This is a genomic window from Streptomyces anulatus, assembly GCF_000721175.1.
Taxonomy (GTDB): domain Bacteria; phylum Actinomycetota; class Actinomycetes; order Streptomycetales; family Streptomycetaceae; genus Streptomyces; species Streptomyces anulatus_C.
Genome location: NZ_JOEZ01000004.1, coordinates 186,111 through 207,201, shown reverse-complemented (window position 1 = coordinate 207,201; position 21,091 = coordinate 186,111). Strand labels below are relative to the sequence as shown.

The following is a 21,091-nucleotide window of genomic DNA, read 5'->3' as shown; positions in this document are numbered from 1 at the left end:
AAATTCGGAGCGGAGTGTCACACCGAGCCGGATCCCGACACCTGTAGCAGGTGAAAGGCCCGTTTGCTCTGGAGGTGCCGCCGTGCTCCCGACTTCCCCCGTGCCCGCTCCGGCCGCCGCGGTGCCGCCGTGCGCCTCGTCCTCGGACGGTGGGTGATGACCACGACCGACCTCATCGATGGCGCAATCGGCTTCGTCGGGGACCTCCCGGGCCACGTCGAGCACCTGGCGGACTCGGTGATGGCCAACGCCTGGTGGGTTGCGCTGGTCGCCCTGGCAGCCAGCGGGGTAGCCGCCGCGGTCCGCTGGGCCCTGTCCCGTGGCCCGATGTCCAAGCGAACGGCTCTGGAGGTGCTGCCGACCACAGGCTTCGACCCGAAGCCGGAAGAGGTCGTCCGCTTCGGGCACCAGATGGCCCGCGCGCACAAGAGCGTGTCGCGCTGGCTCGTGTCTTCGGCCCGCACCAATGCTCTGCGCATCCGGTTCACCTGCTCCAACGGGTCGCTGTCCATGAGGGTCGAGGGCCCGGATCGAGCGATGTCGGTGCTGCGCCACCAGGGCTACGCCCAGGTCGAGATGCGGCCTATCGAGGCCGACGGGCGTGCCGCGCGCGAACGTCCGCAGATCCGGCTCGGCTCCTGACGCACCGACGGACACCACAGACAGGTAGATCATGACCACCGCACCACACCCGACCGCCGCCCCGCCGGTCGATCTCGCCAAGCCGGAAGCTGATGACCACGGCAAGCCGGCCACCCAGGAAATGCACTACGCCCGCGCCGAGCTCGCCCTGGCCCTTCCTGACCACCTCGCCCTGCGCGAAGTGCCGCTCACCCCGGATCCGCTCGAGGCCCTGGCCAACGCGGTAGCCGACGTCCGCGAGGACCTCGGCGAGAGCGCCGACGTCGTCCTGGACCTCGTTCCCGTCGCCCCGAACCGTGTCAGCAGCCGCCGCCGGCGCCTGCTGGCCCAGGCCCGCCGCAACCCCGCCGACGGGCCGGCCATACCCGGCATGCCGCAGCAGCGCGGCAACCGGTTCGGCTTCGACCTCGGCCGGGTGATGTCCGAGATTGCCACCGAGATGAAGGGCAACCAGGGCGGTGGTGCCCGGCAACGGCAGCACCAGCAGCGCGCTCATCGCGTCACGGACATGAAGGCCGCCATGGGCAAGCTCGCCCCCGGCGCCGAGCCCGTCTTCTCCATGCAGTTGCTCGTCCGCACCCGCGCGCGCGACGAGTACCGTGCCCGGATGCTGCTGGACCAGGTCCTCGCCGCCCTGGAGCCGTGGTCCGGCGACAACCACCTGCGCCCCGTCGGGCTCCACCTCGGCGTCACCCGCCTCCGGGCGGACCACTGGCTCCACCGGGGCAAGTTCGACCGCCGTTTCGAGACCGGGCTCTTCATGCCCCGTCGGCACTCCTGGGTGACCGCCCAGGAGATCTCCGGGCTGCTCAAGCCGCCCACCAAGCACAACATGGCCCCGAACATCGCCCGCTCGGGCGGAGTCGTCCCGCCGCCGCCCGCAGCGCTCCCGACGTGGACGGGACAGCGAGGCCTGCTGCCCCTGGGGTGGGTGGCCAAGTCCGGCGGCGGGGAGCGCCTCGCCGGCGTCCCGCTGAAGTACCTGCTCTTCGCCCTGTTCCTCGGCAAGTCCGGCTTCGGCAAGACCGAGATGTCGCTCGTGCAGGCGATCGCGATCGCCCACGGCGGGTACGGCGTGCTCTTTCTCGACCCTCATGGTGACGGCTGGGTGCGCGCTCGCCCCTACCTGGCCCACAAGGAACTGGCCGACCGGATCTGGGAGATCGATCTCACGAGCCCCGAGCTCGACAAGATGGTCGGCTCCTGGAACCCGCTGTCCATGGAAGGCCGGCGCGAGTCCGAGATCCCCGACATCGTCCAGTACATCGTCACCGGCTTCGCCGCGGCCCTGAACTGGTCCGACTCCGCCGGGCGTGCGAAGACCATCCTCACGCGCGCGGTCGAGTCCCTGGTGTACCTCTCCTGGCACGTCTGTCGCGCCGGCCGGCCCGACCTGGCCCCCACCGTCTTCCAGATCCGCACGATCCTCACCGATGCCGTCTGGCGCACCAGCGTCTTGCCGTACCTGCCCAAGGACATCCGGGACTTCTGGGAGAACGTCTTCCCGGGCTACAGCAAGGAAGCCATCCCGGTCGTCACCAACATCATCGAACGGCTCTCGTCTAGCAACGCGATCAAGGCGTTCCTCGGGTCAAGCCGGTCGACGTACGACATCCGGCACGCCATGGACACCGGGAAGATCGTTTTCGTCTGCCCCGCCGGCACCGGCGACGTCGACCGCATCATCAGCTCCCTGCTGATCTACGACCTCTTCCGGGCCGGCCTGTCACGGCGGGACACCGCGCCCGACCAGCGCCGTGACTTCTATACCTTCATCGATGAGCTGACCAGCGTGGACGGCGCCTCCAAGGGCACGCTCGCCCAGATCACCGAGCAGCTGCGCAAGTACAACGTGAAGCTGCTCGCCATGACGCAGATGGCGCAGCGGCTGAGCGCCACCACCCGGCAGGGACTGCTGCAGAACCTGTCCATTCTGTCGACGACCGCGTCCGACGTCGACGAGGCGACGCTGGTCACCCGCCGCTGGGGCAAGAAGGTTGCCCCCGACACAATCGTCCAGCTCAACCGGTACAGCTACGTGATGTCTGTGACCCTCGAAGGCGGCACGACCGACCCGTTCCGCGTCCGCGGCGCCTCGGTGGAGGACCTTTACGGCGACTACTACCGGCCGCAGAACGAGAAACTCCTGACGCAGGCCATCGACGAGAACCTCCAGCGCCGCTCAGTCCGCGACATCCTCACCGACCTGCGTCGACTGGACCTGCGGCTGCGCCGGTTCCTCGTCACCCTCCCCGTCCCGCCGGACGACGACGAGCTCGCCGCCGATCTGCCGGCCGACGAGCCCGAATCTGACGAGACCGCACCGCGCGACCCCGAAGGCCCGGACGGACCGGCCGGCGGCACCGCGTCCGGTGACGTGCAGGCCAAGCCACGCGTCCACGACAGCGAAGGCACCGTCATCAGCGGTGCGGCGCCGGACCTGGCCGATGAAACCCACGACAACGTCCACCCGATCAACCCCCACCAGAACCAGTCGAGGATCGGATGAACCTGCCCCCTGTCGAAGCGACCGCCGCAGCAGCGCTCACGCGCAGTTTCCACGCGATCAGCGGCGAGGTTCTGGAGCTGCTGTACCAGCACCGGGTGCTCTCCACTCAGCAACTGCACGTGCTACTCACCCCGCCCGAGAAGCGACCGGCCCGCCCCGTGTACCTGCGTCGGCAGCTCGGCGAGCTCCACAAGGCAGGGCTGGTCGAGCGGATCCGGGCGAAGGGGCCCGGTGGCCGCGGGCGGCTACAGAGCCAGCCGTTCCTGTGGTTCCTGACCGAAGCCGGTGCCGAGTCCGTGGAGGAGGCCGGTGAGCTGCCCCCGCGGCCATACCGGGTGACGCCCGAGGCCGTCGCCGGTGCTCGCCAGGCGCACACGCTGGGGGTGAACGAAGTCGGCATCGCTTTCGTCGAGTGGGCTCGCCGACTGGGTCACGAGTGCGGGCCGCTGGACTGGACCCCTGAGGTCGCCAACCGGATCCGCGACGGTCAGCGTCGATTCGAGGACGACCACGTCATCAGCGACGCCGTCCTCAACTACGTACACGTAGAGCGTGGCGGCCGCCGGACGATGCTCAGCTTCTTCGTCGAGTTCGACCGTGCCACGATGACCTCCGCGCGGCTCGCCGCGAAGCTCGAAGCGTACGGCCGGCTGTACGAGTACGTTCCACAGAGCGCGGACCGCGCGCGCCGGACCTCGAACGCGACCCGGCCAGCGTGGATGTACAACTATCCGGTCTTTCCCCGCGTCCTGGTGGTCCTCGACGCGGCGCCCCCGAAGGCCGGGGAGCCAGACCGGCGGGCCCAGCGCCTGGCCGCCCGTACCGAAGACCTGTACGTCCGCGCCGGCGCGGACGTCCGTCTCAGCCGGCTGAAGGGCGACATCAACATCGGCGTCACCACCCTGCAGCAGCTCCAGGCGCACGGGCCGCTCGCCCCGATCTTCACCCCGTTGCTGCGTGGCACGCCGTCCGCCCGCCCCGCCCCCACCGACCTCTACCTCGCCTCGAAGTGACCGGCCGCTCCCCGCGGTCTTGAAGGAAGCAGCGCCATGACCAGTACCTCGCTCGAGGTCCCGCCCGACGGCGGGAGCATGATCCGGCTCACCGAGATCCTGCACCGCAGCGCCAAGCTGCGGCAGCGGCGATTCGAGATGCTGCCGCTGCGCGGCCAGGGCGCGCCCTTCACCGAGCCCCACGCCCGCAACCCCTCCGACTCCCTGCCGCCGTCCGAACTCGCCGACCTGATCTCCTCCATGTCAGTCATCGGCCTCTTGGAGCCGGTCTTGGCCGAGGAGATCGTCGTCGACGGCAAGGCACCGACGATCCGTCTGGTCACCGGGGAACGCCGCCTGCGCGCCATGCGCTGGGGCGCCGTTAACAGACCGGACAACCCGCACTTCCAGGCCCTGCCGGCTGTGGTCTGCCCGGGCCCGTTGTCCGAGGAGGAACGCCACATGTGGCGCTTCGTCGAGAACTTCGCCCGCGAGCCCCTCCGCCCCGGGGAGCAGGCCGCCGCGCTGCTGTACCAGCGGTGCGCCATTCTCGTCGGCAAGCTCCTCAAGGCCGGCAAACCCGTGCCACAGGAGGTTTACGCGATCCCCGACCCGGCCGAGCGGTTCCTTGCTCTGGAGAAGATTCGCGGTACCGACAGTTCCTGCGCCGCCCCCTGGAGCGAGGTGCTGAACCGCCTCGGGCTGCAGCTCAACGAACGCAAGGCCAGCGAGCTCGTACGTGCCTTCCGCGCGCTGCCCCGGGACCTCACCGAGGAGATGGACGAAGCCGCGATCCGTCTGAACACCCGGATCCGGTTCGCCGAGCTCCGCAACGGCCGGGCACAGGCTGCAGAGGGCATCTGGGCCGCCTTGAAGTCCTCCAAGCGGCTCCACCTGCTGCCGACCGCCGTGAACGTCGGCCTGGAGGACCCCGATCTCGGACCAGAAGAGGTCATCGCTGAAGCCGAAGAGCGGCAGGACACGGCGAACGCCGGCCGCCGGGCCAAGCTCACCCGGGTGCCCACGCAGACGGAGGACCAGGAGGAATCCGAAGACGGCGAGGACGTTGGAAACCCCTCGGCACTCGACCCGAACACGGTGCCAGGTGTCACACAGCCCGGCGACCCGTTGCAGCCCGTGGCGTCAGCAGCGGCCGCAGAAGCGATGCCCGCCGACGCTCCCCCGCGTCGACCGGCTGTGGAGTCGAACACAATCCGCACCGCGCTGGACGGGATCCGCGGGCTGCTGGCCGAGGTCCGAGCAGGCAAGGAAATCGCGCGGTACGACCGTGGCTCCCTGCTCCTCGCCCTGCGCGAACTCAGTACCCACCTCGACGACGCCTCCATCGACGGTGCGACAGACCACGATACAATCAGCGAAGGAAGTGAAGCAGCATGACTAGTGTCGCCCTGCCCATCCCGACCGTCGGCGTGCCCCTTCCGGGCCGCGGCTGCGACTGCAACAGCTGCGCTTTCTACGCTGGTCCCGACGGCCGGGGAGGCCCGGCGACCGTCGAGCCCTTGTGCACCGGCCAGAACTCGGACTGCCGGTTCTGCGGGTGCTCGGCGGCCGAGGCGGACGCGCCGGCGAACGCGTGCGTGACCCGTAAGTGTCCGATCCGGTGCGGAAGCCGTACCGACATAGCCGGGTGGATGGCGGACGTGGGCGGCACCCTGACCTTCGACGACATCAGCGTCGACAGCATGCTGCCCGACGGCCTGCCTTCCTTCATCCCCATGACCGACGGCTCCGCGGTCACCAAGCTCGACGCCAGTCTGAACTGGCCGGCCTACGGCGTCGGTCTCCGGCGCGTTTTCTCACCCGACACCCACACGCTCTACAAGCGGTTCACCGAGCAGACCGCCCGTCAAGCCCTCGCGCTCGGGGACCACCAGAAGGCCGTGCTGGTCGGCTACGGCGAGGACCCGCTCGTCGAGGCGTTTTGGACTCGCCGTGGGCGCGACAGGCTTGTTGAGCGGATCGCGGAGCAGGAGTGGGACCTGGTGCTCTCCTGTAACTACTCGATCTATGGCGACTGGCCGCGCACCGAGCACCTGCTCAACATGCGGCGATCACTACTTCTCGCGCAGGAGTTCGCCGAGGCTGGCGTGAACGTCGTGCCGAACGTGTACTGGTTCCGGCTCGAAGACCTCCAGCGCTACCTCTCGTGGATCGACGACACTCAGCCGGCCGCCATTGCCATCAACGTGCAGACCGTCCGTGACAACGCCGACTGGGACAGCTGGGAGCGGCCCGGCCTGCACTGGCTCGCTGCGCACCTCCCCAAGGACATGCCGGTTATCCTCACCGGACTGTCTCGGGCTAACCGGATCGCCGAGATGGTCCAGATCTTTGGCTCCCGGCTGACGCTGATCTCCCAGAACCCGCACCAGTACGCCCTGCACGGCGCGATCATGGGCCCCAACGGCCGCGAGGACGTCCACGCCAGGACTGAGGATGCCTTCGCCTCGACGGTCCAGTACATGGCCTCGCTTCTGCCGAGTCGCTGAAACTTTCTCGTCCGCACTGTCACACCGGCGGCTCCTCCCACACCTGTAGCAGGTGAAACGACCTCTGGGAGGAGTCTCCGTGACAACCGAATCCGACCCCACCATCGCCGAGACCGCGGAGCTGTCGACGGCCGCTCACGCCTGGCGGCTGTGGATCCTGCTCGTTTGGCATCCCACCCTCGGCCTCCCCGTCGATCCCGTCGCCGTGCTCGGCCTCGACGAGAGCCGACAGCCCGCCGGGCGGGTCGTGCGCTGGGTGCCCCTCGTCTACGAGCAGGCCGACCCTTGGCGCGAGCGCCTGGGCGAGACCACCACCAGCGAGGACATCGAGCGCTGGATCGCTCACTCCGGCGGTGCGTGCTCGCTCGAGCCGACCGACGTCCCAGAAGGAGCGCTCGACCACACGCACGCAGCCGACCTCGTTCTGAACGAACTACTCGCCGAGGTTATCCCTGCGCTCCCGCCGCGGGGTGACGGCTGATGGGCACGGGCAGCAAGTCCTCGCACGCCTCCTACGCGGTGGGCCCCTCCACGGCGTCCGAAGCGGACGACGTAGTGGCCGAAGCGCCAGCGCAGGCGATGTCCGAGGAAGAAGTCCAAGCCAAGGCCGACCTCCTGATGGCAATGAACCTCATGGAGGAGATCGCCGACCCTCCATTCGCCATCGACTTCGAGGACGCAGTCCCGACCGACCCGGTGGAGCGGTACGACCTCTTCGTCGCCCAGGTCGAGCAGGCTCAGGAGGCCATCGAGAAACTGAAGGAGGCAGGCGCCTCCGAGGAGGAGATCGAGGCCCACACCAAAGCGCTCAAGGCGCAGACGCTCGCGTACCTGAACTCGCTCGACGAGGATGACCTGCGCGAGATCGCCGAGGCCAAGGGCTTCGAGCACCCCGCGCTGGTGGGCCTGTCCGGCAAGGGCCAGCACCCCCTAGTCCACTGGCTCGACCCCGCGTACCCAGGCGACATCGCGTCCAAGAAGAAGATCCAGGCCGCCGCGCTCAACCGGTACAACGAGCTGCTCGCAGGCAAGACGGTCGGCGGAATGACGCTCGCCGACCTGCACGAGATCGAAGGCACCGAGCCGCCCATCAGCGACAGCACGTGGAAGGCGACGCCCCAGGAAACGAAGGTGGCCATGGCTGCCCTCGTCGGCGCGATTGTCGACTACAACGACGCTGCAAAAGACGGCAGCAGTAACGAGGTCGCTCAGGCTCTGCAGGTCATGCTGGCAGCGGAGCAGAAGTTGGCGACAGCGGATTGTCCTGAGCTCGGCGAGGAGTTCGAGAAGTCGAAGGCGCATGCCAAGCTCACCGTCGACGAGGCACTCAACAACTCCCACCTAACGCCGTGGATGGTTAAGCCGCTGGTGCCCGATGCCCTCGCTTCAGGACAGCTCACCGAGACCGAGGCGGCACATCTTTCCGGGCGTGAACTCGTGACGCTGTTGCGGCCTGCGACTCCCGAGAGCGAGGCCAACTCTCTGAAAGAGATCGCGGCCAAGCGCCAAGAGCAGCTGGCAGCCCTGGACGGCGCCTTCGAGGCTCACGTGGCCATGGCACCGGGTGGTGAGAAACCTTTGAACCTGCCGCCCGCTGGAGATCCGGGTGCGGCGCAGGTGATCGCCGCGTGGGCTCAAAACGCCGGCGCGCTTCATGGCATGCAACAGCAGGTACACGACTGGTACGCCCACAGCCAGCAGTGCCAGGGTGAAGCCCCGTACGCTGAGCACCCGGGAGCGGCTCCATGGACACAAGTTAAGCCTGACGACCTCACCAGCAACTTCAACGCCTGGGCAAAGACACAGAAGCTCGCCGGCCTGCGCACTGTCGCTGGCGAGATGGGGATGGACAACAACGCCACGGCCACACGGGCCCAGGTCCAGAACTACATCGCCGCGAGCTTCAACCCGAAGTACGACCAGCAGGCCATCAAGGACAAGGTCACCGCAAACATCGCGAAGAAGGAGGCGGCCAAGGCCACCAAGGCAGCGGGCGGGGCGCCTGCGGCGAAGCCCGATGCCGGTTTGGCCTCCGATGAGGCGGCCCAGCCCCTGGGGAAGAAGCTGCCATCCAACAGCACCGGCGCCAAGGCGAAGCCGACGAAGACTCCAAAGCCGGGGTCGTTCAACGCCAACGTCCAAGCCATGATGGCGGCCGTACAGCACGCCAAGGCGACCAGTCAGGACCTGCCGGCCCGTGTCGACGCCAAGGAGGTCGCGAGCTGGTACTTCGGTTCTGGCACCAAGGCGGCGAACCTGGGCGGCACGTACGCCAAGACCGTCCATGTTGGCCCTGACGGCTCGCCGTGGATGTTCAAGGCCGACCACAACCACGGCGGTGCTCTGGGGCACACCGAAGCCGCCGCGTCCCACGTCCTGTCGCTGGGCGACGTACCGGCAGTGCCGGTGTACCACCACAAGAAGGCCGACGGCACGGCTGGCTCCATCCAGCCGCTACTCAAGGACGCCAAGCCGTTCACGTCCAGCCCGAGCCAGTGGACTCAGTTCCAGGTCGACGCGATCGTCAGGTCGCACGTCGGGTCGTGGCTCGTCGGCGAGCACGACGGTCACCAGGACAACTGGCTGGCCACGCCCTCCGGCGGGCTCGTGCAGATCGACCGCGGCCAGGCCTTCAAGCACTTCGGTGCGGACAAGCTGTCGGTCGACTACGCCCCCAGCGGCGGAGGCGGGTTCACCCCTGTCCACCAGAAGCTCTACCAGGCTGCCCTGGGCGGTGGTCTCGCTAGCGGGGTCAAGATCAACCCCGCTGCCGCACACCCAGTGATCAAGAAGTTCGAGTCCATGCCGGACGCACAGCTGCGCTCCATCCTTCACTCCACCGCGCACGAGGGCGCCAAGGCCGGCGTGGCGTGGGTGCCGCACATGCGCAGCCGAGCGGCCAAGGCCCTGAAGATCCCGCAGTCCCAGGTCACGCACGACCAGATCGCCACGGCGTTCCTCGATCACGCCGTAGAGAGGAAGAACAACTTGCGCCAGAACTTCTCCGACTTCTTTGTCAAACAGCTGGGCCTGCCCTCCGGTGCCTCCCTCAAGCACGGCGGTGGTAGCTGATGGGAACCGGATCGAAGTCGAGCCACCAGAGTTACGCGGTCAGCCCCACCGCGCTCGCCGAGGCCCCTGCCGCCCCGTTGGACGTCACCGGCGCGCCGGTGGCCGGTGAGGGGGCCGACCTGGCGGGCGTGTCCGCGGGGGCTTCGGGGGAGGCGGCGTTCGAGGTGTCCGAGCTGCCTGAGCCTGTCGTCGAGCCGGCTCCCCCTGCGGAACCTCCTGTCGACGAGGACCCGCTGGCAGGGCTCGATGGGCTCCTGGGCACCGAATCCGAGCTCGAGGCTGTTGCGGCCGCTGCGCCGTCTGAGGAAGAGGCCCAGGAGGCGTCCGCCGAGGGGGAGCTGCAGAGCAGTGGTGAGGAGCCGTCGTCGGAGGAAGACGTGCTGCTCCAGGCCGAGGACATCGAGAAGGTCGAGGAGGAAGAGGAGGAGGCGGACCCCCCGCTGACGCCGGTGCCGGCGGCGCCTCCGGTGGGCGAGCCCACCGGGACGCCGATTCTGGTGGGTGGGGACGACTTCATCAACTCCGAAGCAACCCTGGTCGCCTACGACTCGCCGGACGGGCCGCGGGAGGTGCTGCTTACGCACATATCCGAGGAGGCTGAGGAGAAGCTGCTTGACGCGCTGAGTATCCCCGGCACGCACATGGAGGAGGTTCAGGTCGAGGAGGAGGTCAAGGAGCGCCTGGACCTGGATAAGGAGAAGAAGCTGGCCGAGCTGACCAAGACCGCGGTCAGCTCGGTGCAGCACAAGCTGAAGACCGGTTCCGAGATGTCGGAGGCGTCGATCGCCAAGCACCAGGCGGCCGTCGACGCGGTTTCGGCTGTCCTCAACGATCCATCGATCAGTGACGACGAGAAGGCCATGGCCCAGCACTACATGGACCAGCTGGACATCGTGAAGGACAAGATCGATAACGGCGGCGCGCCCATGCCGTGGATGGACGCCTACGAGGTGACGGCGACCAAGATGGTCACCAAGCAGGTACCGGTGCCCGATGGGGATCCGGAGCCCGGCACGCTTGCCGCGACGGTCCGCAAGGCCAGCAGGATCCAGGCGAACCTCGATCCGGCCACCGGGCAGACGTCCTGGGACGGTGTCAGCCGCTCTTCCGCCAAGGGCACGGAGTACGAGATCGACATGGGTGACGGCTGGAAGGCCGTCTACCGCCCATACAAGGACAACGATCCGGCGAACACGGAGTTCTCGCTTCGGGGGCAGCTGGAAGTCCATGCCCCTGCGGGCGCCGGCCACGGCAAGGACCTTGTGGAGCGGCTGGAGCAGCTGCACCTGATGAACAAGCCGATGACGGCGGCCGAGGGCGAGTGGACGTATCTGGCGAACAACATCCAGGCCCAGGGGCTGGAGGGCGCCGTCGGCATGAAGGCCGCCATGGAGACGGCTCAGGGGCTCCAGGATCTCCAGGTCCAGGAGATCGTGCACCAGCGCATGGAGTCCCTCATGGGGCTCGACAGCGACGCGCTGCAGACGGCTATGAAGAGGATCCACCTGGAGGCATCTCACAAGGTGCTGCCGATGAAGGTCGAGGTCGTCCGAGACGCCGTCGCGAAGGCTTCCGGGTTTTCCAGCGGCGCCGAACTGGCGGCCAGCCCGGGCTACGAGCCGACGCCGTCGACCGGAGGGAAGTGGCTGACCTGGTCCCGCTTCGATGTGACCGGCAAGAAGGCGGAGATCCAGAGCGCGTTCAAGGGCCGGTCGTTGAGCCACAACCTCAACGGCGGCGATCTCGCCAGTCTCCTCGGCGTCGGGGTCCTGGCTTCCACGGAGAAGCGGGCCGTGATGGGCATCGGCGGGGGACTGGGCTTGAGCGAGCAGGCCGACAAGATGACCGGCGGCGCCAACAGCGTGTTCCTGCGGGTCAAGAAGACGCCCAGCTCCCCGGGTGGGGGTCGGCTGATCTGGGACGACCCGAGCGTACTCATGCAGCGCAGCGACTACTACGCCTACAACGGCGACCATTACGGCGCCATCAACCCCGCGCACCACAACTACAACGCGGGGGCGATCACACGGGACCCGATGAAGATCGCCAAGTTCTCGGGCAGCAGCAACGAAATCATGTTCCGGAACGGGATCGACCTGCTGGGGGCCGAGGCTCCCAGCAGGATCGTGTGCCACACCGCCGCGGAGCGCAGCAGCATCCTTGCCTCCCTCACCGCGCGGGGCATCACCCAGCTCGGTGGGAAACCCGTCGAGGATGTCCTGTGCACGGAATCCGACTACTAGGGCTGACCAGGAGCGATTCGATGACAGCAACACAGCAGCAGTGGCGCCAGCGGTTCGCGGACCTCGTCGCAGGCAACCACAGTGCGACCGGGGACCCGGTGGATGCCGGCGCGCGACTGGTCGTGTCGGGCCCTGACGGGACGGAGGTTTTCCGCGCCGCTCTCGCCCGCCACCACCGCTTCGAGGAAGACGGCGACCATGTCATATGGATCAGGCCTCTGGTCGGTGGCCAGGACGCCGAGGGCGGCGGCTACCTGTTCAACCTCAACCTGACTCGGCGGCGATCTCTTTCGGTAGCCAGTGCCGACCTCGTGGACGACGGCGTGGAGATGGAGCTGACCACGGGGCAGAAGGCACGGATCGAGCCGGCCGACGGCCCCGAACTCGAGCAGCTGAACCGCTGGGACGACTTCACCAACCGCCTCACCCCAGAGGAGGACGCCGCACTGGAGCGGCTGGACGCGGACTCCTGGCACGGACGCTATGCCTGAGCAGCGCCGTCGCCGGTGCCGAAGGGCGGCCGCGGGACGTGTTGGCATGATGTCCCCGCGGCCCGACCGCCGCGAGACGACCATTGGCCGGCCCGGAGATGGGGACGGCCTGCCGGACGCCCTGGCGGAAGAGCAGGACCCCACTCGAGAGGAGGAAGCACATGGCAGATCGAGCACATCCGGTGACCGAACAGCGGCACGCTGATCTGCGCAGCCCGCTGCCGGAGCACGAGCGCGACCTCCCCGTCGACGTGAGCTGGCTGCGCCGGCGCGCCAAGCTGTTCGCGACGGTGTCCGAGCGCGACTTTCACCTCGTCACCGATCTTGCGGCATACGCCTCGATCAGCGGCATGCCCTACCTCTCGCACTATGCCGCCCAGGTGTACCTGGGCCCGAAGACCGCACGGCTGAAGGTGCCGTTGATGGCCATCAACCTCGGGCTGGTGACCACGCGCGAGGAAGCCGATCGCGCCCTGGCACACGAGACCATGCACCTGGTCGTCCCCTCGTACGGTCACAAGGCGGCCGCCTTCGCCCGGGCCCAACTCCTGCTTGACCAGGTCGGTCAGCTCACCACCGCGCCGGCATAGGCCGGCCACGTCCGCAGCACACAGGCCGGCCGTGCCGCTGCCCCCACTCGTACGTCTTCCCTGGGAGCAGCGGCTGGCCGGCCGTCCCTTCAACCATAATGTTGCGTATTTCCATTTCAATAGGTACTGTGATTGACGCCGGGCGGGAGATTCCGCCGGCCGGAGCCGCTGTCCGCGGCCTTCGATTCCAGCCCCGGTGTCCATGAGGCGCGCAAGCGTGCCGATCACGGACCCGACCCTTCTTCTCGGAGATCCGATGCCGAGCACCACGAGGACGCCTTCCAACCCCATTGAGGACGCAGCCATCCAGGCCGCGGTGAAGCGCGCACAAACCGGACAGGCCAGCCGGATCGGTCCGGACCCGGCCCTCCACAGCCACGACACCGAGCTGCGCTGGGTGGAGGCGGTACTGCGCCACCGTCTCTCGCTCAACTCCCTTGGCCGCCCGGTCAGCATCCGCACCAAGGACGACGACACCCATCCCCTCGTCGCGGACGGCCAGCACTTCCCCGCGGTGGCGCTGTCCATCCCCTTCGCGGACAGAACACTGAACTTCCTCGCGACCTACGACGATCGCCGCCGCCTCACCTTCGACCTCATCGGCCCGTGCGACCGGTGCGGCAAGCCGGTGCCCGTCGAAGAGATCAACTCCCTGGAAGATCTGGGCGATCACTTCCTCCAGACCCGCGACGGCCTCGGGGGATCCCCCCGCCTCCGTACCTCCCCCGCACACGCCGACGGCTGCCTCGCCCGCGGCAACTGATCGCACTCCCCTCCCTGACGGGCGGCCCCGGCTGATTCAGCCGGGGCCGCCCTGCATGAAGCGACACCTCACCACGCCGGCTTCCGCTCGGCCGGGTCGCCGTAACGCCGGGGAGACAGTGCGACGTCCGCGTCGTCGACGTCGCCGAGCGTCGCCGAGTTACAGGGCCTCCTGGAGCCCGAGACCAAGCGCACCTCGCCACGGCCCACCGGCTTGATCGCCAGTCACGGTGACGACGCCCAGTTCGGCGGCCACCACCAGCGCAGCGTGCACCGCCAGCGCCATCGCCAGGACCGGCCGTGTTCACGAGAGCCGGCTGCGGCGTGATCGCGCTCGGATCCACGCACGCATGCGCCCGCACGCGGGATGCCCGGCGCCTCACCCGCCCGCCCTCCCCTTCGGAACACAAGGAACGAGATGTCTGAGAGCACCAACGCGACCGGCCGCACCGCCACCAAGCGGCTCCTCACCCAGAACTCGGATCTGAGGAGGATCGGCGTATTCAACTGGACACTGCCAGCTTTCGTGATCGAAATGCCTGATGGAAGCCATTTCAACGTCTGCCCTCAGGCCGGCGCGTGCGCACAATTGTGCTACGCCCGGGTCGGCACGTACCGGTTCAAGAACGTCCGCGCAGCACACATTCGGAATCTCCTCCTCTGCCGGGACAACCCGGAGGAATTCGAGAGGCAGATGACGGAGGAACTCACACACAAGAGGTACGTCGGCAAGTGGATTCGCGTGCACGATTCAGGCGAGTTCTTCTCCGACGAATACCTTCTCACCTGGCTGCGCATCATGCGCAGCTCCCCGGGCGTTCGCTTCTACTGCTACACCAAGGAGATCAGCCGTTTTAGGCGGCTTGTCGCCAATGATCCGCCCGGAAACTTCCTCTGGTGCTACAGCCTCGGAGGAAAAGAGGACCACCTCATCGACCTGAGCACTGAAAGGCATGCGGACGTCTTCCCCAACGTCGAAGCGCTGATCGCCGCCGACTACACCGACCAGACGGAATCGGATCTTCTGTCGGTGCTCAGCGAGTCCACTCTCGTCGGAATCCCGGCGAACCGGATTCCGCACCTTCTCAAGAAGCAGGGGCAGGAGACATTTGGCAGCCTTCAGCGAGCGCGCGACGAGAAGCTGCGCGCGAAGAAAGCGCGCGCGGGCCAGAAGTTCGCGCTGGCGCACTGAGTACTCACGGGGGTGTCTTCGGGGCCGGGCGGACATGCGCCCGACCCCGAAGACACCCCCCTCCAGCGTACGGAGGCACCACCTCGAGCGCGCGTTGCGTATTGTTTTACCGTGATGTACTTTAGCGCCTGCCCCTGCGCGATCGGGGCCGGCGCAGCCGTGGAGCCGGCGGTGCCGGCTCCACCTCGAGCTTGACCGACCAGGCCCCCACCCGCGGGACCTCGACCACGGCCTGCGGGTTCACTGCCGGTCCGACAAGGAGTAACGGTGATTCCCGCCGACGCTGATGAACTCGTGACCTCACAGGACATCGCGGAGAAGTACGAGGCCAACGAAGGCAACGTGGCCTACTGGACCACGCTCCCGGGATTCCCGGAGGGTTGGCCGTCCGGTCCCGGACGGACCTTGGTCCGCGACGCCGCGTTGGTGGACGCGTGGCTGAAGGAGAACCTTCCGGTTCACTGGGCGAAAGGCCAGGACTCGGACAACCCGTTCGGCCTGCCCGCCGGCAGGCCGAAGGACTTGGTAACGCTGTCGGACATCTGCGCCTGGGAGGGCCAGGCCCTCGGGCGGACGGAGCCGGTGCCGGAAGCCACCCTGCGCGGGTACCTCTCCAGGAAGGTCCTGCCCGCCCCCGACCGCACGCCAGGTGACGGGAAGAAGCCGGAGGTCACGGAGCGGAAGTGGTACCGCGAGACGGCCTACAAGTTCGTGAACCGTAAGCGGCGCATGCGCCGGCAGACGACGGCCGAGGAGCCAGCGGTCAGCGAGCAGCACCCTGCAGCCGGCAGCGAGCTTCCGGACCGTTCGACCATCGCGCGCACCGGGCACCTGGACGCCCAGGGCATCGCGACCACGTACAGCGTCAGCGGACAGACGGCCCGGGGATGGATTCGCGCTGAGGGGTTCCCTGCGGGCGGCGAACACGGTTACAGCGCGGCCGAGGTCGACGAGTGGGTGCGCGAGAATCGCCGGAGTACCTGGGCCAAAGCTCAACGACGCGCTCAGCTGTCCAGCCATGCGTGGGCCGACTCGTCGGCAACCGACGAGGACGCCGGCGCCCAGAAGGAACTCGCCGACCGGGCGCCGGCGGCGGAGCCGGCCGCCGAGGCGCAGGGCGAACAGGCGGAGCTCACTGCGGAGATGATTGGTCCGCGGTACGGCGTCTCCGAGTACACCGGTCTCCAGTGGACCAAGGTCAAGGAGAAGCGCGAGGGCGACAAGGTCGTTCGTCGGGCTTTCCCTGCGCCGCGGAGCACGCAGCCGCGTACGTATGACCAGCACGAGGTCGACGCGTGGGTGGAGAAGCACCGTCCGCATGTCTGGGCGGCCTTCAAGGGAACCGGGCCGGCCCTGGTCCACGATCTACCCGAAGGAGATCCGCGGGACCTGCTGGACATCTACGACTTCGCCGAGGTGCTGGGCATGACTACCCGTGGCGAGGCCCTCGCGCGCGAGACAATCCGTGCCTACCACGCCCGAGGACAGGTCCCGTTCGCCGACCGGACTGCCGATGACGGCAAGAAGCCTCGGGTCTTCCAGGATCACTGGTATCGCGAGACGGTCTACGAGTTCGTCCTCAGCCGCAGGGGATCCGGCCGTTTCGGTCCCAGGCGCTAGGAGGCCTTGGTGGCCTTGCCCTGTCGACCGGCTCCCGGCTTTTGACCGACCAGATGGGCCAGCCCACGGAACGGTTGGGCGGACGGTCGCTGGAAACGAGAGAGCCCGCCGGTCAGGCGACCGGCGGGCTCTCGGCTTTCCTGCTGGGGTCTCGCACGTCGTGGTGAGATCTGTCGGGTGTTCCCAGGTGCGTTGTCCGCCGTGGCGACGAGGGCGTCAAGTTCTTCCGAAAGCGCGGCCTCCGGATGGAGGCCGCGCTTCTGGCTTCAGCGGTGTGGGCGTCGCCCGGGTCAGCTGCGCTTGCGGAAGAAGCGGCGGCGAGGGCGGGACTGCGGCCGGTACGGCTGCTGCCCGGCCAGTTCGTACACGGCGTCGTGGAGCTGCGGGTGCGCCAGGAGGGTCCAGTGCTTGCCCAGGGTCGCCCAGACCTCCGTCAGGGCGGTGCGGGGGTCCGTTCCCAGGAGCGTGCTGTACGTCGCTGCCACGGCGGGGGTGCGCGAGCGGCCCGCGACGCAGTGGAGGAAGACCCGTTTGCCTTCCTTGCGGAGCCGGAGCACCTGGCGGGCCGCCTGGTCGAGGGCGTAGTGGAGGTTTGAGTTCTCGCCTTCCCTGTCGACCAGCCAGACGCGGACGTGTTCGATGTCGGTCGAGGAGAAGATCGGCCCCTGCCCGACGCGGCACAGGGAGACGACCGCATCGACCGGCGGTGTGCCAGCGAACTCGGTCATGGGGAGGTTGCCGAGCAGGACTCCGGCGTCGGCGGGGTGCTGTGCGACGTAGCCCTTTCCGGCGGAGCCGGGGATCTTGACGCGCGGGGCCGACGGCCAGCCGTCACCGTCGTCCATGCCCTTGCGGGCGGTCAGGACGGCCAAGCGGACGAGATCGGGGCCGGACATCGTGGGCCAGCCGTTCACCGCCTGCTGCCAGGCGAGCGGGATGGCGGACACGCCCCAGCGCGCTCCCAGGAGGGCGCCCGCGATAGCGGCCACAGTGTCCGTGTCATCCCCCGCGCGGACCGCCGCTTCGGTGGCGAGCTGGAAGTGCTGGGCGGGGAACGATCCACGCTCCGGGGCCAGCTCGGGAACGGGCGTATCGGTGATGGCGGACCACGCGGCCTGGAGGGCCGTGACGACGAACCCATTGCGGGTCCAGTGGTGGGGCGGGTTCGCCTCGGCCTCGTCCAGCCTCGCGTGCCAGATCTCCTGTCGGTCCTCGGGGAGCAGCGCGATGCCATCACGGACTCCGTCGAAGTGGCCTTCCAGCACGGCGATTCGGATACCCGCGCACCACAGGATGCACGCTTCGACGCACTCGGGGTCGCTGTGGGTGAGGGAGCTGATCATGGTGGCGGCCTGGACCATTCCGTCAGCGTCGTCCAGGTAGGCGAGGGCGACGATGCCGGTCCGCATCAGCGAGCCGTTGCCCGCGCTGAACCGGGTGCGGGCGGTGTAGGCGTCGGCTTCCGCCGTCATGGCCTGGGCGGGCGTGCCCGTCTTGTGGTTCTTCGCGGCGCGGAGCACGCCGCTGGTCTGGTTCCCGATGTCGCTGGCGCCTCCGTCGCGCCAGCGGTGGAAGTTGCGGGCGATCTGGTCGAGTGCGGTCGGGCTGGTGAGGTCGGCGCCGGTGGACGCGACGGCGGCGATGCAAACGTGCATCTGGGTGTCGTCGGAGTACTCGCCGGGCTTGTAGGGGCCCAGGCCGCCGCCGATCATGGCGGGCTGCTCGTCGGGGCCCAGTCGGCGGGCGAACTCGTAGGGGACGCCGAGGGCGTCGCCGCACGCGGCGCCGAGGAGGACGCCGGCTGCGCGGTCGATGGCGTGGGCATTGAGCGGGTGGGCCGCCGGGGTCAGGGTGGGGATCGTGGGGTCAACGAGCTTGGCATTCACGGGTGTTCTCCCGAAGTCATGTGCTGCGTGCGTGGTCTGAGGAGGGCGGGGCGGGGAGCGCGGCGTCAACTCGCCGTGCGCTCAAACCCGCTGTCGCTACGTCAGAGTGACACGACCGAACTACTTTCGTCAACATGACGATTAGCGTTGCGTGTTTCTTTTTCACTGTGTACTTTAGTTGCCGTCGGAGGCGCTCGACCGTCCTGGATGGCGCGCCCCGCTTCCCTTCGTCGGCACCGCGCCCCTGGACATCAGCGGCCGCGCGTCCGGCATCGAAGTGCACGCTCACCTACAGGAGTTCTGCCATGAACAAGGCCCAGCTCGTCGACGCGATCGCGGACAAGATGGGCGGTCGCCAGCAGGCCGCCGACGCTGTCGACCACGTGCTCGACGCCATCGTTCGCGCTGTCGTCGCCGGAGACCGCGTCTCCGTCACCGGATTCGGCTCGTTCGAGAAGGTCGACCGACCGGCCCGCTACGCCCGCAACCCCCAGACCGGCGAGCGGGTGCGGGTCAAGAAGACCTCCACCCCCCGCTTCCGGGCCGGACAGGGCTTCAAGGACCTCGTCAGCGGTGACAAGAAGCTGCCCAAGGGCGGCGAGGTCTCCGTCAGGAAGGCCCCCAAGGGAAGCCTCACCGGCGCCTCCGCCGTGGTGAAGAAGGCGGCGGCCAAGAAGGCCGCCACGAAGAAGTCGGGAGCGGGGGCCAAGAAGACAGGCCCGGCGAAGAAGGCCGTCAAGGCCACCCCCAAGAAGTCGCTCGCCTGATCCGCCGTTGCCGGGCCTCCATCCCGGCGTTCCCAGCTCGACGGCCGGGCGCTGGCGCGCCCGGCCGGACCGGAGAGACTTCTGATGAACTACCTCGTGATCGACGGCACCCGCGTTGTCTCTGCCCATCGGACTCTGGCCTCTGCCAATTCAGCGGAGGCGCAGGGGATCGGGCGCAGCACCGAGCCCGGTCCGCTGCTAGGCGGTGAACCGGCTTGGTGGACACGGCAGAACGGCGGTGTGGCGGAGCTCGGCATCCTTCGGACGGACGCGGCCGAGCTCGGCTTCCGCTTCGAACTGCGCGCCTGCCAGGCGCCGGCCGGCTCCTGCCACCACAGGCCATGCGGCACCTACGCCACGTGGGCGGTGAGCCGCTGGTACGGGCTCCTCAGCGAGCTCGCCGCGTTCGTACCCCTGTCGTGGATCTGGGTCGGCAAGCGCAGCGACGACCCCCGCGGCGACGCCCCGCAGTTCCTCGCCGAGGGGCGCGTCCTCGTCGACCGCCTGACCTCAGAGATGCGGGAACCCCTGCGGGTCGTCGAGCTGCCGCCGGCGGACACGCGAACCCTGGACGAGCGGGCCCAGGCAGCTCACGCCCTTGTCGTGCGGTTCCTGGCAGAACATTTCGGCCCCGCCTCCGAACCGGAGCCCGTCGCGGTCCGTCCGGTCCTCCACGGCCACGAACTGCATCTACGGCTGGACCCGTCCGTCCCGGCGGACCTGCCCATCTGCGGCACCGCCTTGCCGGGCCGCGGCACTGACGCCACCGGCGCCGAGCCGGACGTACACGCCTGTAACCAGTGCTTCGGGCGCGCCCCCATCGTCCCGCCGCCGATTCTCACCACCGCCGAGCACGAGGCGTGGACCACATACATCGGCCAGCCCGGCTCGCGACCGGCGAATTGAGGAGGAGTCACCTCGTGTCCCAGGCATCAGCCGTCGTCCCTGCCGGCTCGTCCAAGCAGACGGCGCTTCGCATGCTCCGGCGCAGGTCCTTCAGCGCCGGGTACCTGCCGCAGGTGATCGACCTTGCCGTACGTGAGGTGCTCGCCAACCAGTTCGACGAGCCCGACGAGCGCGAAGCGGCCCTGGTCCATCAGCGGCTGACCCGCTATGCCGCGAACGGGCGGCCCGGCTCCGCCGAGCTCGCCCGCGCCATGCTGGACGTCAAGCACGCCCTGGACTTGGTGCGGAACGGGCACTACCGGGCCTCCGCCGTTCCCGAGAGCGGACTCGACACGGTCGTCTCCGCGGAGCAACTGCTCGAGCTGGTCGCCGAAGTCGGCCGGGATCGTGTGCTCGCGGCGCAGGGGGGAGCCCTTGTCATCCTCGCGGAGGACGAGGGAGCCAGCACCGTCTACCGTCCGGTGTCCGCCGCACAGGCGAAGGCTCTGCGGCAGGCGGCACGCAGCGCGAAGGAGGAGGCGATCCGCCTTCATGAGGGTGCAGTTGAGGTGCTGAGCCCGCACGTGCGCATGGCTGACTGGAGCAAGGACGACGGGTACGGAGTCGCGGTCGACGTGGTGCGCGACGGAGTGTCGGTGCAGTGGTGGCCGGCCGCAGTGCCCGAGTCCCTGGCGCTGTGGGAGCAGGGAGGAATCCGGCAGCTCTGTGCGGCGCTGCTGTCGGCCCGGTTCACCGTGGCCGAAGGGGATGAGCGGACACCCCACGCCGTGATGTTGCGTATTTAGATTCCCATGCGTACTGTACTCATGTCTGGTTGATCAGCCGCTCTCTCCTCCCCCACAACCCCAACGCCGCCCCTCGTCGGCGCCGTGAGGGCGGCCGCCAGGCCACTGCACCGCTGCGTGGCGA

Annotated in this window: 16 protein-coding genes and 1 pseudogene; 16 read left to right on the top strand and 1 reads right to left on the bottom strand. The window is 68.5% G+C overall.

Going from position 1 to position 21,091, the window contains the following annotated elements; translation table 11 throughout:
* Positions 1-156 precede the first annotated feature (156 nt).
* The 13 genes from IG90_RS40650 to IG90_RS0106260 all read left to right on the top strand — a co-directional run bounded on the left by IG90_RS40650 (position 157) and on the right by IG90_RS0106260 (position 16,623).
* A complete protein-coding gene (locus IG90_RS40650) occupies positions 157-642 on the top strand; it encodes a hypothetical protein (protein ID WP_078585221.1) in 486 nt (161 codons plus the stop codon).
* 31 nt (positions 643-673) lie between these two features.
* Entirely contained in the window at positions 674-3,151 is a 2,478-nt protein-coding gene (locus tag IG90_RS0106320) for a type IV secretory system conjugative DNA transfer family protein (protein WP_030578801.1), read from the top strand.
* Entirely contained in the window at positions 3,148-4,164 is a 1,017-nt protein-coding gene (locus IG90_RS0106315) for a replication-relaxation family protein (protein WP_051860022.1), read from the top strand. Before IG90_RS0106320 ends, IG90_RS0106315 begins: the two co-directional genes overlap by 4 nt.
* Before the next feature lie 36 nt (positions 4,165-4,200).
* Positions 4,201-5,541 (top strand): ParB N-terminal domain-containing protein, encoded by a 1,341-nt coding sequence (locus IG90_RS0106310; protein WP_030578795.1) that lies wholly within the window; start codon positions 4,201-4,203, stop codon positions 5,539-5,541.
* Between the two features lie 263 nt (positions 5,542-5,804).
* Positions 5,805-6,653, top strand: a complete 849-nt coding sequence (locus tag IG90_RS0106305) for a DUF4417 domain-containing protein (RefSeq protein ID WP_233435932.1) — start codon at positions 5,805-5,807, stop codon at positions 6,651-6,653.
* Positions 6,654-6,732: 79 nt separating this feature from the next.
* Complete coding sequence (locus IG90_RS0106300) at positions 6,733-7,134, top strand: hypothetical protein (protein WP_233435931.1); 402 nt, start codon at positions 6,733-6,735, stop codon at positions 7,132-7,134.
* On the top strand, positions 7,134-9,725 hold the full coding sequence (locus IG90_RS0106295; RefSeq protein WP_030578787.1) for a hypothetical protein: 2,592 nt from the start codon (positions 7,134-7,136) through the stop codon (positions 9,723-9,725). The genes IG90_RS0106300 and IG90_RS0106295 overlap by 1 nt, the downstream gene beginning before the upstream one ends.
* Complete coding sequence (locus IG90_RS0106290; RefSeq protein WP_030578785.1) at positions 9,725-11,968, top strand: hypothetical protein; 2,244 nt, start codon at positions 9,725-9,727, stop codon at positions 11,966-11,968. The genes IG90_RS0106295 and IG90_RS0106290 overlap by 1 nt, the downstream gene beginning before the upstream one ends.
* A 20-nt stretch (positions 11,969-11,988) precedes the next feature.
* A complete protein-coding gene (locus tag IG90_RS0106285) occupies positions 11,989-12,459 on the top strand; it encodes a hypothetical protein (protein ID WP_030578782.1) in 471 nt (156 codons plus the stop codon).
* Positions 12,460-12,620: 161 nt separating this feature from the next.
* Positions 12,621-13,049, top strand: a complete 429-nt coding sequence (locus IG90_RS0106280) for a hypothetical protein (RefSeq protein ID WP_030578779.1) — start codon at positions 12,621-12,623, stop codon at positions 13,047-13,049.
* A gap of 316 nt (positions 13,050-13,365) precedes the next feature.
* On the top strand, positions 13,366-13,812 hold the full coding sequence (locus IG90_RS0106275) for a hypothetical protein (protein ID WP_233435930.1): 447 nt from the start codon (positions 13,366-13,368) through the stop codon (positions 13,810-13,812).
* 417 nt (positions 13,813-14,229) lie between these two features.
* Positions 14,230-15,003, top strand: a complete 774-nt coding sequence (locus IG90_RS0106265) for a GP88 family protein (RefSeq protein ID WP_033893751.1) — start codon at positions 14,230-14,232, stop codon at positions 15,001-15,003.
* 267 nt (positions 15,004-15,270) lie between these two features.
* Positions 15,271-16,623: a hypothetical protein gene (locus IG90_RS0106260; RefSeq protein WP_030578759.1), complete on the top strand. Its 1,353-nt coding sequence runs from the start codon at positions 15,271-15,273 to the stop codon at positions 16,621-16,623.
* Positions 16,624-16,913: 290 nt separating this feature from the next.
* Here the strand turns inward: IG90_RS0106260 and IG90_RS39225 are convergent, their stop codons facing one another.
* Entirely contained in the window at positions 16,914-18,509 is a 1,596-nt protein-coding gene (locus tag IG90_RS39225; RefSeq protein ID WP_233435929.1) for an ADP-ribosylglycohydrolase family protein, read from the bottom strand.
* A 305-nt stretch (positions 18,510-18,814) separates the two neighbouring features.
* Between IG90_RS39225 and IG90_RS39220 the strand changes: the two are divergent.
* The 3 genes and pseudogenes from IG90_RS39220 to IG90_RS0106245 all read left to right on the top strand — a co-directional run.
* A pseudogene (locus tag IG90_RS39220) lies at positions 18,815-19,273 on the top strand (HU family DNA-binding protein); the annotation flags it as partial.
* 243 nt (positions 19,274-19,516) lie between these two features.
* Positions 19,517-20,182, top strand: a complete 666-nt coding sequence (locus tag IG90_RS40645) for a hypothetical protein (RefSeq protein WP_051860021.1) — start codon at positions 19,517-19,519, stop codon at positions 20,180-20,182.
* Between the two features lie 14 nt (positions 20,183-20,196).
* Complete coding sequence (locus IG90_RS0106245) at positions 20,197-20,967, top strand: hypothetical protein (RefSeq protein WP_030578752.1); 771 nt, start codon at positions 20,197-20,199, stop codon at positions 20,965-20,967.
* Positions 20,968-21,091: the final 124 nt, after the last annotated feature.